16 protein-coding genes are annotated in these 16,303 nt (G+C 41.3%); 7 read left to right on the top strand and 9 right to left on the bottom strand.

Features of this window, described 5'->3' with window-relative positions; genetic code table 11:
* Positions 1–21 precede the first annotated feature (21 nt).
* Both FKG96_RS19135 and FKG96_RS19130 read left to right on the top strand, forming a co-directional pair.
* A complete protein-coding gene (locus tag FKG96_RS19135; RefSeq protein WP_130855317.1) occupies positions 22–1,110 on the top strand; it encodes a hypothetical protein in 1,089 nt (362 codons plus the stop codon).
* A 6-nt stretch (positions 1,111–1,116) separates the two neighbouring features.
* Positions 1,117–2,913: an FAD-dependent oxidoreductase gene (locus tag FKG96_RS19130; RefSeq protein ID WP_149105856.1), complete on the top strand. Its 1,797-nt coding sequence runs from the start codon at positions 1,117–1,119 to the stop codon at positions 2,911–2,913.
* 68 nt (positions 2,914–2,981) lie between these two features.
* Here the strand turns inward: FKG96_RS19130 and FKG96_RS19125 are convergent, their stop codons facing one another.
* Both FKG96_RS19125 and FKG96_RS19120 read right to left on the bottom strand, forming a co-directional pair.
* Complete coding sequence (locus FKG96_RS19125; RefSeq protein ID WP_130855319.1) at positions 2,982–3,500, bottom strand: antibiotic biosynthesis monooxygenase; 519 nt, start codon at positions 3,498–3,500, stop codon at positions 2,982–2,984.
* Positions 3,501–3,703: 203 nt separating this feature from the next.
* Positions 3,704–4,114: a helix-turn-helix transcriptional regulator gene (locus tag FKG96_RS19120; RefSeq protein ID WP_130855320.1), complete on the bottom strand. Its 411-nt coding sequence runs from the start codon at positions 4,112–4,114 to the stop codon at positions 3,704–3,706.
* Between the two features lie 504 nt (positions 4,115–4,618).
* Between FKG96_RS19120 and FKG96_RS19115 the strand changes: the two genes are divergently transcribed.
* Positions 4,619–4,831, top strand: a complete 213-nt coding sequence (locus FKG96_RS19115; RefSeq protein ID WP_130855321.1) for a hypothetical protein — start codon at positions 4,619–4,621, stop codon at positions 4,829–4,831.
* A gap of 97 nt (positions 4,832–4,928) precedes the next feature.
* Here FKG96_RS19115 and FKG96_RS19110 read toward each other — a convergent pair whose 3' ends face one another.
* On the bottom strand, positions 4,929–5,363 hold the full coding sequence (locus FKG96_RS19110) for a nuclear transport factor 2 family protein (RefSeq protein WP_130855322.1): 435 nt from the start codon (positions 5,361–5,363) through the stop codon (positions 4,929–4,931).
* A 413-nt stretch (positions 5,364–5,776) separates the two neighbouring features.
* On the opposite strand from FKG96_RS19110, the gene FKG96_RS19105 reads away from it, so the two are divergent.
* On the top strand, positions 5,777–7,114 hold the full coding sequence (locus FKG96_RS19105; RefSeq protein WP_130855323.1) for a carboxylesterase family protein: 1,338 nt from the start codon (positions 5,777–5,779) through the stop codon (positions 7,112–7,114).
* Positions 7,115–7,149: 35 nt separating this feature from the next.
* Here the strand turns inward: FKG96_RS19105 and FKG96_RS19100 are convergent, their stop codons facing one another.
* Positions 7,150–7,722, bottom strand: coding sequence for a TetR/AcrR family transcriptional regulator (locus FKG96_RS19100; protein ID WP_130855324.1), 573 nt, complete (start codon positions 7,720–7,722; stop codon positions 7,150–7,152).
* 91 nt (positions 7,723–7,813) lie between these two features.
* Here FKG96_RS19100 and FKG96_RS19095 point away from each other — a divergent pair, with 91 nt between their 5' ends.
* Entirely contained in the window at positions 7,814–8,416 is a 603-nt protein-coding gene (locus tag FKG96_RS19095) for an NAD(P)H-dependent oxidoreductase (RefSeq protein WP_130855325.1), read from the top strand.
* 169 nt (positions 8,417–8,585) lie between these two features.
* Here FKG96_RS19095 and FKG96_RS19090 read toward each other — a convergent pair whose 3' ends face one another.
* Together FKG96_RS19090 and FKG96_RS19085 are read right to left on the bottom strand one after the other, a co-directional pair.
* Entirely contained in the window at positions 8,586–9,476 is an 891-nt protein-coding gene (locus FKG96_RS19090) for a DMT family transporter (RefSeq protein ID WP_130855326.1), read from the bottom strand.
* Between the two features lie 433 nt (positions 9,477–9,909).
* Positions 9,910–10,287: a hypothetical protein gene (locus FKG96_RS19085; protein ID WP_013667555.1), complete on the bottom strand. Its 378-nt coding sequence runs from the start codon at positions 10,285–10,287 to the stop codon at positions 9,910–9,912.
* A 351-nt stretch (positions 10,288–10,638) separates the two neighbouring features.
* Here FKG96_RS19085 and FKG96_RS19080 point away from each other — a divergent pair, with 351 nt between their 5' ends.
* Positions 10,639–12,198 carry a sulfatase gene (locus FKG96_RS19080; RefSeq protein WP_130855327.1) on the top strand — a complete coding sequence of 520 codons (1,560 nt, stop codon included), beginning with the start codon at positions 10,639–10,641 and terminating at the stop codon, positions 12,196–12,198.
* A 92-nt stretch (positions 12,199–12,290) separates the two neighbouring features.
* On the opposite strand, the gene FKG96_RS19075 is transcribed toward FKG96_RS19080, so the two are convergent.
* The 3 genes from FKG96_RS19075 to FKG96_RS19065 all read right to left on the bottom strand — a co-directional run bounded on the left by FKG96_RS19075 (position 12,291) and on the right by FKG96_RS19065 (position 14,586).
* Positions 12,291–13,550 (bottom strand): RNA polymerase sigma factor, encoded by a 1,260-nt coding sequence (locus FKG96_RS19075; RefSeq protein ID WP_130855328.1) that lies wholly within the window; start codon positions 13,548–13,550, stop codon positions 12,291–12,293.
* The gene (locus FKG96_RS19070; RefSeq protein WP_013667552.1) at positions 13,547–13,894 is read right to left on the bottom strand and encodes a YciI family protein; all 348 of its coding nucleotides are present in this window, start codon (positions 13,892–13,894) and stop codon (positions 13,547–13,549) included. Before FKG96_RS19070 ends, FKG96_RS19075 begins: the two co-directional genes overlap by 4 nt.
* A gap of 68 nt (positions 13,895–13,962) precedes the next feature.
* The gene (locus FKG96_RS19065) at positions 13,963–14,586 is read right to left on the bottom strand and encodes an FMN-dependent NADH-azoreductase (RefSeq protein WP_013667551.1); all 624 of its coding nucleotides are present in this window, start codon (positions 14,584–14,586) and stop codon (positions 13,963–13,965) included.
* 163 nt (positions 14,587–14,749) lie between these two features.
* On the opposite strand from FKG96_RS19065, the gene FKG96_RS19060 reads away from it, so the two are divergent.
* Complete coding sequence (locus tag FKG96_RS19060) at positions 14,750–16,171, top strand: sulfatase (RefSeq protein ID WP_149105855.1); 1,422 nt, start codon at positions 14,750–14,752, stop codon at positions 16,169–16,171.
* Positions 16,172–16,303: the final 132 nt, after the last annotated feature.

The following is a 16,303-nucleotide window of genomic DNA, read 5'->3' as shown; positions in this document are numbered from 1 at the left end:
TGAACGAGAAGGTTTAAAATTATGATAAGCATGCTTCGCTACGGATTAAGTTTGTTGATGAGCTATGTATGGCTCGCTTCAGTGCAGGCACAGTCGGCTCGGGAAAGTTATACATTAACAGAGCAGGGTGAGACTTATGAATTGGTGTTGGTTTTTGATGCAGGGAACCAACCTGTTTATTATTTCCGGGATGTATTTACGCCGGTTTGCCTAGACAATGTCTGCAAACCGGTACGCATTAAATTGTTCTGGGATTTGCTGGGTAATTATTTGCGTTATGAAGTGCCAAAGGCGGAACCTTTGACTAAGTTAGACCATAAAGAATTTACGCCGGAAGACCATAGTAAATTACAGGAAATCCTTTTGAACGAAAACTCGCTCTTAAAGGATTTTAAAATGGAAGACCTCGTAGATTCAACCAGTCAAGGCCTATCAGATTCGGTGGACGCAATTACCGGTGCTACAAAAAACACCGTGAAAGGAGAGGTTATTGAGGGAGCTTTATATACCTGCTATACGCTATGGCACCTGGCACATGGTACGACTCCGGGCGAAATTCTAAAAATTACGCAGAGCAAGTTGAATGACGCCTTGCTGCATCACTTTTTGCGGAGCGACAACTACCATTATGTGTATTTTGCGCTGGGCGAGGTGATGGATACGGAAGGGTTGGTACGTGCAGGCTTTCTAACGGATGTGCTGACTTTGTTGGAAAGCGATAACGTGTTTGCCGCCCGCCGTGTTTGGGAACGGATCAACTTAAGTTATTTTGCCACAGACAAAATGCAAGAGCAATTATGGCGCGTTTTTGACCGATCACCTTATATGCAACAAGTAGCTATGTTAAAAAAGATAAGCGAACTGAGTCTGGATTCGGCTGTGGTATTACAAATAGTTGATTACTTACCGCAACTAAATCAGGCCCTATTTAAACAAGCACTGTCAGTATTGGCTAGTCAGGAAACATTATCGAAGGCAGCACAGGAAAAGTTGATGGCTTATCTTACTGCACCGGATAAAGAAAGAGCAAGAGCAGTATATGAAGTGATGAAGCAGCATAAGCAAATACGTGAAAATTTTAACGAACAATTAAGAACTTATAAACCATAAAAAATCATGATAAAACTTATTTTTAGCAGGCATCTACTAAGCTTTGTCGTTTTCTTCTGTATGCAACGTTTGGTAGCACAGGAACAAATATTAATAGAAGCGGAGTCTTTTAAACAAAAGGGAGGATGGGTAATTGACCAGCAATCGTTCCCCGTCCTTCACTCTTCGTATCTGATGGCCCATGGAATGGGCAGGCCGGTTGCAGATGCGAAGACGACGGTGAAGTTTCCAAAGAAGGGTACTTACCGAGTGTGGGTGCGTACAAAAGATTGGGCGCCTTTTCCGGTGGGCCCGGGTAGGTTCAAACTCTTTGTGGATGGTCAGCCTTTGCAGGTAACTTTTGGAGAAAGTGGCGACAGCGCCTGGAAATGGTATAATGGCGGTGACATTAAGGTCGACCGAGATTCGGTTGAGTTGGTGTTACAGGATTTAACCGGATTTAACGGTCGGGTAGATGCTATACTTTTTAATAAGGGAAGTGAGGCTGAGCCCCCAAATGAACTCGCGGCATTGGATATGCTGCGGAATAGACTATTGGGTTTGGCGGCAGGTAGAAAAGAGATGGGAAATTTTGACCTGGTCGTGGTAGGTGGAGGAGTGGCCGGAACCTGTGCTGCTTTATCTGCTGCTCGTTTAGGTCTTAAGGTCGCCTTAATACAGGACAGACCCTTGTTAGGGGGGAACAATAGTTCAGAGGTACGGGTGCATCTGATGGGCGACCTCGATAAAAGTTATTATCCTAAGTTGGGTAGAATTGTACGTGAATTGGATAATGGAGATCCCGGTAACGGCAACCCGAATGCGAAGGAATACGGCGATGCACGTAAGTTTGCAATTGTGAAAGCCGAAAAAAATCTCTCGCTTTTTATCAATACGCATGTTTACCAAGCAGAAACTGAAAACAATACAATTAAAGCCGTTATAGGAAGGAATATTGAGACTAATCAGGAAACGCGTTTTACAGGCGCTTATTTCGCAGATTGTACGGGAGATGGCACCTTAGGCTTCTTGGCGGGTGCTGATTTTAGAATGGGACGTGAGAGTAGAAAGGAAACGGGCGAATCTTTGGCTGCTGATGAGGCAGACGATTTTACCCTTGGAACATCCAATCTCTGGGCATCTATACCGGTTGATAGCACTACGACTTTTCCCGAGACGCCATGGGCACTTCCGTTTTCAGATGAATACCATATTGATGAAGTGCAATCGGATTGGCAATGGGAAACGGGTTTCGGAAACTTTAACACCATTACCGAAGCAGAACAGATACGAGATCATAATCTACGCGCGGTTTACGGAAATTGGTCTTACTTAAAAAATCACAAGCCGGAAAAATATGCTAAGCGTGAATTGGCTTGGGTTGCTTATATTGGCGGAAAGCGCGAATCCAGACGCTTGATGGGCGATCATATCCTTACGCAGATGGATATTCAAGAGGGTAAAATGTATCCGGATGCAACGGTGACAGCTACCTGGACGATAGATCTTCATTTTCCGGACAAAAAGAACAGTTTGTATTTTCCGGACGAGGAATTTTTTGCTGGTACCAAACATATCCGCGTAGCGCCTTACACGATACCTTATCGAAGTCTTTACTCGCGGAATATCAATAATCTTTTTATGGCTGGAAGGAACATTAGTACCACACACGTGGCCTTTGGAAGCACTCGAGTGATGCGTACCTGCGGAATGATGGGCGAGGTGGTGGGAATGGCGGCTTCTATTGCCAAAAAGTACCAAAGCAGCCCACGAGGTGTGTACGAAAAGTATTTATCGGAATTTATGAGGATGATTAAGGATTAAATGAGATGGAGCAAAGGATAGCGACTCTATTCATATAGAAAATAAACAATTATAAACTGATACAATACTCAAGGTCTGAGCCAAGGTTTCATCCACTTCGTCAAGGTGGGCATAACTACCCATGTCAAAAGTAACACCATCAGAATCGCCATGATAAAGAGGCGGGCAATGATAGGCACATTTTTTATGAAAGGGCCAAGTGCGAATGACAAAAATGTACTTGTTGGCAGAACACCGCAAAAAGTGGCAATCGCCATTTTCCACCTTGGTGGTGGCACAGGAGAACGGAACCAGGCTTCAAGGCCGCTAAGCTCGCGGTACAGTGTATCTTCGGTGACGCTTGACGCATAAGCTTCCCATTTTTTAAACGCATCCGAACGATAGAAAGCATCTCGTTCAGCCTCATCTTTAAAGGTACGGAGAATGCCGATTTCTCGGTTTTCCGTACCTGGCAGCGCGGTAATCATGGCCGCGCCATGTACGCCGCCGTGCGCAAAAGAATCACCTAAAAACTGACGCAGTGCTTCTTTAAATTCTTCTTCTTTTCCCGGTAAAATTTTTCGGGTTATTGCAACATGAATAGGCATATGTTTTTATTTATCAACAGGTAAATATCGCATATAATTTTAAGCTAAGCTTAGTCGGACCCTATTTTTTTGTTTTTCCATAGCGCAGCAAACCGCTGCTAATGCGTTCACAATTCCCGAGTTTTTGGTTTTAAATAGCATGCTTTCTCATGATTTAACCAAATGGGCTTTGGCTAGCGAGGGTTAATCTAAGCGAGTTTGCATTATAAGAAAGAACGTGTTTTTATTGTTTTGCCGCGCGACTTATGACGAGTTGTTTTGGATGAATTGATTTCTTTTAACACACGGTTATATTCTTCCAATACTTGTATGTATTTTTCCTTCCAGTAGGTGACACTCTCTAAATCCGTAATATTATTGTCTTTCTGAACTGTCGGGACCAATGGTGTGGTTGTATGAAAATCTTCGGTGGAAAACAATTCCGGAAACTCAAAGGAAAAGTCATAATTGAGTGCTTTGCCGATTTTCAATATGATATCCCGTCTCAGTTTGGGTTGACTGAACCAGTTGTACATAGATCGTCTATTGACATTGATCGTTCGACTTAGGTCCGTAATACTATAGCCGTTTCTTCGGATGGTTCGCTCGATGATCTCCCCGTGATGCTTATTCATTTGATACTTAAATATTCAGTTAGGTGCTATGGTTGTTTGGATCCCGAATGGTAACCTAAAATGCATAACTGTAGCTTATAACGCATTCATTCAGCTTTTATTGTCTTCTGCTGACAATACGGTTATATTTTGCCAATTTGTGCGTAAATCATATGCAGGAGGCCGCTTTGGCAGCAGGGTGTCTTTAGATGCCCCAATACGTTGAATAAAGTCAACGTATTGGGGCATGGTATTTGGTGCCCATGATGATCTATCCTAAAATTAAGCACATTGGTTGACATACATTGTTTTCTTCCTTGTTAGTTACGACGGCAATAAGAAGAGTGTAAATACCCTATAACTCTTTTATAGAATAGAGCGTCAACTGAATCACCGGCAATGAATTTGCGCTGACATTAAAAGCTTATGAAAATTGTGAACAGCTTGTTACATTTTTAATAGTGGAATCGTTATAAAGAGAGTGTATACCGAAAGGTAAAGGGTAGGATTTTAATTGAACAAATTATGCAAAATTTTTGGATGAAAGTAAGGGGTGACTTTTACAACGTCAATATAACATCGATACAGGGCATGCAATTATGTATGGTAGACATTATGAACGAGCAAGTTACTTTTGAGTTTCCACAAAAGGAGGCCTGTCGTTTTCAAGCAAAGCGTGTCGACCCGAGTTTATTAAGAGAATTTGCACATAGGATTGAAAGTTATCTGCAAAGTTAACTCGGCAAATTAAAACCGGTATCTCTATGTTTAGATGGCGCTTAAGAAGGGCCCCGCTAAAAGACGGAGCCTTCCATATTTTTTATAGTGGACAGTTTTATTCGAAGGTACTTATAACCTGGTTGATCTGATAGCCCTGATCGGTTTGCGAGATGGTCACATAATCGATGCGTGAAAACTCTTTGTATTTCATTTCGATTTTAGCAATCGTTACGCCATCGTTTTCTTCTAAGATACTATAATCCGTTTCGCAATTCTGCTGTACATTTCGTTGATTTTTTAAGAAACTGACTAGCTGTTTTTTGTTAAAGCTATTACCCTTTTTTCTTTGCACAATGCGCTGATGAAACTGTTCACTAAATAGTTGCTCTATGTTAGTAAGCTGTCCATTGGTTACAGCATCTGAATAACGATCTAAGGTTTGATTAATAGCTGCTATATTGGAGCGTTTGGCCGGTTTAGGTGTTGCAGAAAATGCAACAGTACCTGTTAATACAATGGCTGCGATGATGGAGGTGATGAACGTTTTCATAATTGTAAATTTTATCGAGTTAATTTTTTAGTGTTCTATGCCAAGTGCATGACATAATTGTTCCGCTTTATTTAAAATGTTGTCTTGTAGTTACTTATGTGTTTAAGCTGTTCTCGTTTCTGTACGAAAACGTACATCATCTGTCCTATGGCGGACAGCGTTGGGTGCTTGCATGTTTTGCTTTGAACAACATCTTGATATTTATCTTGTTGATTCAAATCTAGGAAGTGGATTGCGCTTGACCGAGAAAAAATAGGTGAACAGCAGAAAATAATCGGTAAATGGTGGCGTGAGACGGTGAAGAAACACATAGGTTTGTTGGAACGCTTCTAAAAGATAAGCTAAGGTCATATATAACGACTATTTCCTATATTCGCAGCTATAAGGTATACATAAGTTGCCTTAAATCATAAATGACCAATACGAGTTTTAGAACGTTAGCGGGCACGATACAGGGATGGCAGGATGGAGCTGTTATAAGGGCGACAGGTATTCCCTATGCGATAGCAGAGCGCTATGAAAAGCCCCGGGAGATAATCGGTTTGGGCAGTATAGAACCTTATATGGCGACCAACTGGTCGCCGGCTTGTCCACAATCCTTTTCTCCTGTATTAAAGGAGGTGTTTGGCATGGATATGATGGATGAATTGCCCCTGAATGAGAATTGTCAGCACTTGTCGATTACAATTCCCGCTAGTACCCCTGTATCAGCGGGCTTGCCGGTAATGGTCTGGATTCATGGAGGTTCATATCTTACCGGTGCAGGGGATATGACAGCTTACGACCCAGCCTTGCTTGTCAGTGAACAGCAGGTGGTGGTTGTTAATGTGACTTATCGATTAGGTTTATTTGGTTTTTTAGGGGGATATAATGATATACCGGCGAATCTAGGACTGCTTGACATTATAGCTGCGTTACGGTGGATAAAAAGGCATATTGACGCGTTTGGCGGAAATCCGGAAAATATTACCCTTTTTGGTCAGTCAGCGGGTGGCGATGCCATTGCGCACCTGATGTTAGCGGAGGGCGTAGAAAATCTATTTCATAGAGTCATCATTCAAAGCGCACCTTTAGGGATCAGGAAGGGAAAAGCATCACTTACTGAAACCTTGATAAAGAAAGTGGCTGCTTTCCCCAAAAATTCACCGGTAAACAAGCTTTTGGATATACAGAATACGATGCTATTTTCCATGAAACGGGTAGGATTGAAGGGGGGAATGCCTTTTGGTGTCCAATATGGATTTGAGCCACTTCCTCACGAAGAAAGGACAGAAGAGGTTTGGCGAAAAAGGGCAAATCAATGGGATATACTGATCGGGTGGACAAACCGCGAAACAGCGCTTTTTGCTCCCTATATTAAGCTGGTGCAACACTTATCTTACGTGCCTGTGTTCGGTAAAGCGATGTTAGAATGGCTGATCCGTAAGACAACAGATAGCGTGTACCGAACTTCAGGAAGAGCTTTTGCAGAATTAATGGCAAGCGGCCATAGGCAAGTGTATGAATATCAGATTGATTGGGGCGAGAAGAAAAATAACTTTAGAGGAGCGCATGTGATTGATATCCCGCTTTTATTCGGTAATGAGCAGCTATGGAAGAATGCGTTGTTTTGCAAGGGAAGCTCGCCTGAAGAGCTACGCCTTGCCGGAAGACGTCTGCGTACCGTATGGGCAAACTTTGCGCGGACCGGCGTCTTGGAGGAAAAAAAGACGATACCTGGACTTATTAGCTATAAACGCGTAAACGTTTAAAAGCTCGTCTATTTCGAAGGCCTCATAAAGGGAGGTCATTTCTTCCTCGTCATCTGTGATATAATTTCAGACAGCATCTCCACAATTGCGTTCCGTTCGAGCGGTAAATCTGCGCCCATGATCTCATAACCATCCGCGTAAGGAATCAATAATGATACTACTTTTTCAGGACAGGGAGTAAATTGCGAAATCAATTGAACCAACCAGTTCGCATAATTCCTGTAGAAGCGATGAACGGTTTCGGCGAGTTCTTTGTCTCTCAACATAAGGGCCCAGAGCTCTCGAAAAATGCTATGATCATAATCGTTAATTCCGTCTACAATCAACATCTCAAGTAATTTTTTAATGAAGCCGTTAGTGGATGCACGATCGTTTACATTAATGGTAGACAGTTCACTGAGTATTGTTTTCTCACATTGCCGAAAGAAAAATTCGCACATCGCTTGAAATAGCTTGGTCCGATCCGGGAAATAGTATTGCAAATTACTAAGTGTTATACCCGTTTTATTCGCAACCTGTCGCATCGTTACACCACTACTTCCTTCTGCTTTTAAAATCGCTATCGTCTGTTTAAGAATGTCGGCCGTTACGTTTTCTCTTTTTGACATAAAGAAGATAAATCAATTTTGCTTTATAGGTCATTTGACCTATTTTTGTTTTGGTCATTTGACCTATTTTTTGATATACAATTTAAATATAATGGAAAAAAAGAATATTTTAGTGATTAACGGTCATCCTGACAAAGAAAGTTTTAACCAATTGATTACCGACCGCTATATAGATACAGCGGTTTCTTTCGGTGCAAATGTGCGCAGTCTCATGCTGGGAGAGCTCGATTTCGATCCCAATCTCAAGTATGGTTATAGAAAACGTATGGAATTAGAACCGGATCTATTGATGGCCTTAGACAATATTTTATGGAGTGATCATCTGGTTTGGGTTCATCCTTTATGGTGGTGGAGTTATCCGGCTGTGATGAAAGGTTTTATTGACCGACTCTTCCTTCCAACAATTGCTTTTGAAAGCAGAGACGATGGTTCTTATAATAAATTATTCAGTGGCAGGACGGCTCGAATTATCTGTACTGCTGATACATCGGAAGAGGATTATATTGAACAGTATAAAGGTTCCGCTTTTTTACAGCTGAAGGAAGGGACCTTGGAGTTTTGTGGAATTACGCCGGTGTACACGACTTACTTAAGCCCGATTTATCAAGTGGGTAAAGAGCGCTTGGATCACTACCTAGAAATTGTTTCGAAGACTGCGGAAGAAGATATTCATCGGTTGAACATGAGCAAGTAGCGGGAGTAGGCCCTGCTACGCGACAATTATTCAAATCGTTCAAAATTAGCCCGCGAAGGCGTTGGTAGGTCTGTCTAGTCGGTTGAGATAATAGAGCGGTTAGACTTTTTAATTTCGCCATGATGGACTATCAACGGAAATGAGGTTTAGGGTCAATACGGAATAATTCCTACGATTTGATTCTTGCCGTCTTCAACCGTTTTCTCCGAGCGATTAATGATTGTAGTACAACCGACGTCATCACGAAAGTGCAACCCACATAAAACGATAGGTTCACTTCCTTACCTTCATTAAATAGCCAGAATGCCAGTATTATGGCGTATATCGGTTCCAGATTAAAACTCAAGTTGACGGTGAATGCGGAGATCTGTTTTAAACTCTCTGCAAATAGCATATATAAAAGGACGGTACAGAATAGTGCTAAGAAAAGCAGGTATAGGAGATCGGTTAGACCGGGAAATAGATTGTCTGTTGGAAAATAACGGAGATACAGTGGCATTAACAACGCTAAGACGCAAGTTCCGCTAATCATCTGATAATAGTTAATGACTTTACTGTCATAATTTTTGACCAGTCGTTCATTAAAAATAGTATAAAGTGCTGCAAAGGAGGAAGAGATCGTTCCAATCAGAATACCGAGTTGATAAGAGGTGTCAAAATGAAAGATTAAGCTGATACCCAGCAACGTCAAAGCACTCAGGACAAGTTCCGTAGGTACAAACTTTTTTTTATTGATTAGCGGTTCGAAAATAGCTGTGAAGAAGCTGGTGAGGCAGTAGCATACGACGCCAATGGATACGTTAGCATACTTGATGCTTGCATAAAACAGCACCCAATGGGTCATCAGTAAAAGTCCGACCTTTCCGATCGCTATTTTTTCCCGAAAATGAAGTATTCGGTCTTTGCGCGTAAAACGAAGAATGACGAAAAGAATAAGGGACGCAAAGAGCATTCGATACCATACGAGGAGCCCTTCATTGAGGGTAATAAGTTTTCCGAAGATACCGGTGAAGCCAGCCAGAATTACAGCAATATGTAATAGCAGATATGATTTTTTCATTTGAATTGCCTATTTATTGATGACGGTTAACGTTTTTTTATAAATGATATGCGTATTACAACAGCGGATTCTTATAACCCGAGTACGCAAGTTCATGTTGAAAAACTAACAGGTTGGCGGGGGAAGGCAACTCTTGCTATTCATACTAATAGATGTTTTTGCAAATAAAAGAAATATTTTCCGATTTTTATCAGCTAATTTGCTTTCATGTGAAGAGCAAAATTATGAATTTATGCAATGGAATGGGGACGAATGCGTCAGAAAGAATATTGAATCGCTTCCTTCTATACAATAGCTAATGAAAGAAAAAGTTTTTGATTTATGTGTAGATGAAATTTGGAAGTTTTGAGAAAAAAGAAAGGAGGGTGTCTAAAGGGTGACAGGTTGAACGTCACCTTTCTTGTGAACACCCTCTTTCTCGTTTTTACTCGTTTTAGGCTAGGACGGTAGTTCTACCAAATTGTTGTGTTTGTCTTGCTAAGGCAACATTATACTCTTCCAAAAGGCTGATGTATTTGTCTTTCCAATAAGAGATCTCTTCGACCTGTTGAATGGTGGCTGAAAAGTTCTGCTTACTTTTTTCAATTTCGCGTTGAAAGTCTTCAGAGGTGAATAGTTCGGGAAATTCTTTAGAAAAATCATGACGAATTGCGACTCCGATTTTAAAAATGATCTCAGGTTTGAATCTTGCCTGAGCAAACCAATTATAAATCGATCGTCTGTTTACTTTCATCATCCGACTCAATTCACTGATACTGTAACCGTTTCTTCGAATCGTCATTTCGATAATTTCTCCATAATGCTTGTCCATAGATAGTATTTGTTTTTTTGTGATGCAAAGATTGGGAAAAACGGAGAAATAATCTACAGGTGGAATACTGTAAATGGCACAGGAAAAACCCTGTTTTTTGAGAAAAAATGATAGGTATATTGCTTATTTGTTCGATAATTGTTATCATAATCTCACATGGCCAATTAGTGAAGCGCGTAAGAATGTGACGAACCGCGAAGTGCTTATTAATAAAGTGCATCGAAGGCAGTGGGCCACATCCTAAGTAGTTTGTTCTTCAAATCAAGATCTATATACCTATAAACAAAGGAGATGCTGACACCGCATTTGAAAAAAATATTGTAGATTTAGCGGTGAACGATAAATAAAATTATGGTGAAAAAAATTAGTATTTGCTTGCTTGCATTCGGAATTGCGCTGGCTAGCTGTAATCAAAACACAAAAAAGTCAGAAGGTAAACCGCAAAAACCCAATATTATATTCATTTTTTCCGATGATCACGCTTACCAAGCAATCGGTGCCTATGGTAGTAAATATGCACGCACACCGAATATTGATCGCATTGCAAAGGAAGGGGCTATCTTTAATAATTTCTTAGTAACGAATTCGATCTGCGGACCTAGCAGAGCAAATTTACTGACGGGAAAATACAGTCATGAAAATGGTTACTTGGGCAATGAAGGGAAATTCAATGTAGAGCAACAACTCTTTAGTCGTTTGTTAAAACAAGCAGACTATCAGACCGCTTGGATCGGTAAATGGCACTTAGGGACATTGCCCGGCGATGCCTTTGATTATTGGAATATCTTACCTGGGCAAGGGCATTATTACAACCCCGATTTTATTAACCAAGCGAATGATACTACCCGAATTGAGGGATATGTGACTAATATTATTACAGATCTAGCGACGAACTGGTTGGATAGTCGTGATACAGATAAACCGTTTTTCTTAGTGGTAGGAGAGAAGGCTACCCATCGCGAATGGCTACCCGATCTAGAAGACTTAGGAGCTTACGATGATGTTAATTTTCCCCTGCCGGAAACTTTTTATGATGCTTATGCAGGAAGAAAAGCAGCAGCGGATCAGGATATGACCATCGAAAAAACGATGCGCTTAAAACAAGATCTAAAGGTGAATTTAGATTATGGAGTTAGTAAAAATGGTGTCTATAATCGTTTTACTGATGCACAAAAGGAGCGTTTCAGTACCTACTATAATAAAATATCGGAGGAATTTGACTCAAAGAAGCTAAGTGGGAAGGCCCTCACCGAGTGGAAATACCAACGTTATATAAGAGATTACCTCTCCACTGCGAATGCACTGGATCGTAACATCGGCAAGTTGTTGGCATATTTAGATGAAAAGGGCTTAGCAGAAAACACGATTGTAATCTATGGTTCGGATCAAGGGTTTTATCTGGGAGAACATGGCTGGTTTGATAAACGTTTTATCTATCAAGAGTCACTAAAAACGCCGTTTCTAATTCGGTACCCCGGCGTAGTAAATCCGGGCACTAAGATTGACCAGCATGTATTGAATATCGATTGGGCGCCTACTTTGCTTGAAATTGCGGGTGTAACGGTTCCAAAGGATATTCAGGGCCAGTCCTTTCTTCCCGTGTTGCAGGCCAATGGAAGGGATGTGAGAACTCGAGAGGCGAGCTATTATCATTATTATGAATTTCCGGAGCCTCATCACGTGTCTCCCCATTTTGGCGTTACCACGGAGCGTTACAAACTGGTGCGTTTTTATAAAGGGCAGAATGCTTGGGAATTGTATGACTTGCAAAAAGACCCACAGGAACTTCATAATGTTTACGAAGACGAGGCTTATCAGACGACAATTGAAGAATTGAAAGATAAACTCAAAAAGTTAATCGACGAATATCGGGATAAAGAAGCGGCTACCGTCTTTTCACAGCAAATTTAAGGAGAAGCGTAGGTTTTAACGGCCGGTCTGTCAGGAGGCTGTCCTGAGTGGCTGGCCGTTTCCGATTCTTTTCCGGTAGATTTCTATGATGGTTACTTCGGTGCTCGCAAGATGGGAAGCTTTGCTCTTAGTCGAATTATTTCTTTCATTAGTTGTTCTTTGGCAGCCGGAGATTGCTTTTTATTTATGGCTTTTTGGTAATGCTCGATTGCCCGGTCTTTATTAATTGATGCGTAAAGATAACCCAATAGCTCGTGCCATCCCTCATGTTGTGTTAACCCGGTTTTTTCTAATTCTTCGATGGCTTTTTCGTGACCGTATACTTTTCCATAAGCAAAAAACCTGTTTAAAGTTCTTGGTGGAGTCGGGGCCAGTTGGAGGAGCTGGTCATAAAGATCAAGAATGTTATTCCACTTTTCTTTATGCAGGGTGGTGTGCCAGTAAGCAATACTTGCCTCCAGATGATAACTTGACATCTCATTACCATGGCATGCTTCAAGCATATAGTAATGCCCTCTTTCAATCAAGCTGCTGTCCCAACGTTCCCGGTCTTGCTCATCAAAGCGGAGCGGCTCACCATGCTCATTCATTCTGGCATCCAGTCGTGAACTTTGATAGCACATCAAAGCCATCAAGGCATTAGCTTGAGCGGTATTTGTTATTTGATTTTCCAATAATAAGAGGGCCAAGCGAATGGCTTCTGCGCATAAGTCTTTTCTTATGATCTGACTGTTGCTTTTGGAATAATACCCTTCATTATAAAGTAAATATAACACTTTCAGAACCGTTTCAGAACGCGCTTTGATTTCCTGCTCATTCAGTTCGTTAATACGAAATTTTATTTTTCGTAGGTTATTCCGAGCACGATACAGTCTTTTTTTTATGGTTTCCGTTTTAGTGAGGAAGGCCTGGGCAAGCTCCTCAACACTAAAACCTGAAAGTATCTGCAAAGCAAGGCATATTTGGGATTCGGGAGAATTGTGTGAGTCGCATACCGCAAACATCATGGCTAAAACGCTGTCGGCAATATATTGTCGCTCTATAAGAGAATCACTTGCTATAAACGACTCACTTAGTTCCTTAATCGTGTTACGCTTAGACTGAAAGAGTGTATCTCGTTTAATAAAATCTTTCGCTTTGTTTTTTGCTACGGTATACAACCAAGCCGCCGGATTATCGGGTATTCCGTTTACTCCCCAATATTCAGCGGCTTTTAAAAATGCATCACTAACGATATCTTCAGCTATTTCTAAGTTGACGAGCCCAAAATGACGACATAATACTGCCGTCATTTTCGTATATTCAGATCTAAAAAGATGCGATAATTCGTTTTCTTTTGAAAAATTGCTCACGATTTTTGCTCGTATAGTTGCACGACTTCTCGTATTTCGATGCTACCTCCGACCTTAAAGATCGGGTTTGTCTTGGCCAATTCAACAGCCTCCTCGATTGTTTCCGCTCGCACGATGAGATACCCGCTGACAAATTCCTTTATTTCGGTATAGGGACCATCGGTTACAACGTGATCGGCGTGTACCGTTTTTGCTTCAGTGACGGATAAGGTATTTCCTTTATTGACCAGTTTATTTTGAGCGGCTAGCCCGGCTAGCCAAGCCATTCGCTCCTGTAATTGCTCGAGCGACGGTTTTTTGTCTGATTGACTACTCAACCTGAAAAGTAAGGTGAATTCTTTCATGATTTTCGATATTTCTTGTTACGACGAATGAAATTTCCAAAAGAGGACAAGCGCGCTAACTTTTTGTATTAAAGTTCGGTCTTTTCAACGATATTGCGGGTAATAAAATCGTAATTCGCCTGAAATCCGGCTTCGGCAGTACCTTCTATTCGAAGTGAAGTTATGTCATTGATTCCAATAAAACCTAAAATCGTAAAGAGATAATCTTCAATATAGTTCTTAATGGGATCGGAAGTGCTGTCCGGATAGCGGCCTCCTGTACTAATGGCTAAAAAGGCCTGCTTATCCGGGAATAATCCAATACGCTTACCATCGGGCAGATATCGAAAGGATTCACCCAGCCGAACCAACTGGTCGATCCAAGCTTTTAATGCGGCATGTATAGTGAAGTTATACATCGGTGCGCCTATGACTAAAATATCGGCGCTTTTAACTTCCTGAAGAATTTTGTCGGAATACATAATAGCCTGACGTTCTGCCTCGGATCTGTTGTTCGCTGTGTTAAAAAATGACGACAGATGGGAAACTGTCAAAAACGAAGGCTGATCTTGTAATAAATGGTTTTCCACGACTTCACTTTCCGGATAGGCTGTTAGAAGTCGTTTAATGATAGCGCGCCCCAAACGAATACTTTGCGATTCTGCTCCGCGCGGACTAGAGATTACGTGTAAAATGTTTTTTTTCCGGTGCATACATGATGTTTTTATTATATGCATGACGACCGAACTCAATAAAAGGGGACACTGACAGACCACAGTAAATAATTGAGACAAAACTGCTAAATTTTGATCAACTTATCCTTTGTATGTTTCTTATCTTTGGATAAGGACCGCCAATTAACCATGTTTACGACATATGATGATCATCTTACTACGCACTAACTTTATTTCAGTACGGATTTTAAACGCTCTTTTGCTTTTAGCTTTGCTTGTCGCTTGTTTACAACGCGCGCAAGCGGCCCTTCCTAATAAAGACGAAAAGCCGAATATTATAATAATAATGGCCGATGACCTTGATTCCAAACAATTGAGCTGCTATGGTGGGGTCAATATAAAGACAAAATATATTGACCAACTAGCCTCCGAAGGTATGAAGTTCAACACCCTTGTTGCTTCCGAAGCTATGTGTGTGCCTACTAGAGCTTCACTGTTTACCGGCCTGTATCCCGCCAGACACGGTGCTTATCAAAATCACAAACAAGTTTATCCGGAGCTAAAAAGCATCATCCATTACCTGAATGCGGTTGGTTATCGGGTCGGTCTTGCCGGTAAGGATCACGTTACTAAGCCGGGTTCCATATTTCCATTTGATCGGGTAGGTGGCTTTGAGCCGAATTGTGTGTCTCAAACAGATAATTATACCTTAGATAGCGTGAGGAGCTATATAAAACAAGAAGACCCCTTTTGTCTTTTTGTAATGAGTATTAATCCTCATGCGCCATGGACTGTGGGAGATCCAACGGAATTCGACCCATCAAAATTAAAACTACCGCCTCATTGGGTGGATACAGATTTAACACGCCGGCAATTCTGCAATTATTTGGCAGAAATACGTCGGCTGGATAATCAGGTAGGTGATATCATTAACGTATTAAAGGAAACGGGTAAGGAAGACAATACCATGGTTATTTTTCTTGGCGAACAAGGTCCGCAATTTCCGGGAGGAAAATGGACTCTGTATGACAACGGACAAAAAAGTTCTATGATTGTTAAATGGCCGGGCGAGGTGGATGCGGGTACTAAAACGGATGCGATTGTTCAATATGAAGATATTATGCCAACCTTGCTAGATATAGCGGGCGGTAAGTCTATAAAAGCACTGGACGGATTTAGCTTTAAGCAGGTTTTATTAAACAAGGCAAGCACACATCGTGATTTTGCTTATGGTATTCACAATAACATACCGGAAGGGCCTGCTTATCCTATTAGAAGTATTCGCGATCTTCATTATAAATATATCCGCAATTTATTGCCGGACTCAACCTATTACATTAAATATATGATGAATACCGACAAAGACAATTTGGCATGGACAAGCTGGGTTCGAAAAGCGGAAAATGATAAGTCGGCGGTACCACTTATAGAGCGAATTGCTCATCGTCCGGCAGTGGAGTTATACGACCTAAAAAGGGATCCGTATGAGTTGAATAATTTAGCGGAAAACCCGGAATACCGCAGTCTACTTGAGAAATATGCCAGACAACTGGATAATTGGCTGGCCTCTCAAGGCGATCATGGGATAGCAATGGATGTGCCTCTGAACAAACACAAACAATAAGATACCCCACGCTTATATGGGGGGTTGGTTTCGTATCTGATACATGTTCGAATCCGCACAATGCTGTACGGATTCGAACAACACCTATAGCGAAAACCGGGAACAGGATGTCTCAAGCGACTTTTTTACCAT

It is taken from the genome of Olivibacter sp. LS-1 (genome assembly GCF_008245145.1).
In the GTDB taxonomy this organism is placed as follows: Bacteria; Bacteroidota; Bacteroidia; order Sphingobacteriales; family Sphingobacteriaceae; genus Olivibacter; species Olivibacter oleidegradans.
Note: the sequence above shows the minus strand (reverse complement) of the source record. Positions and strands in the feature narration are given on the sequence as shown.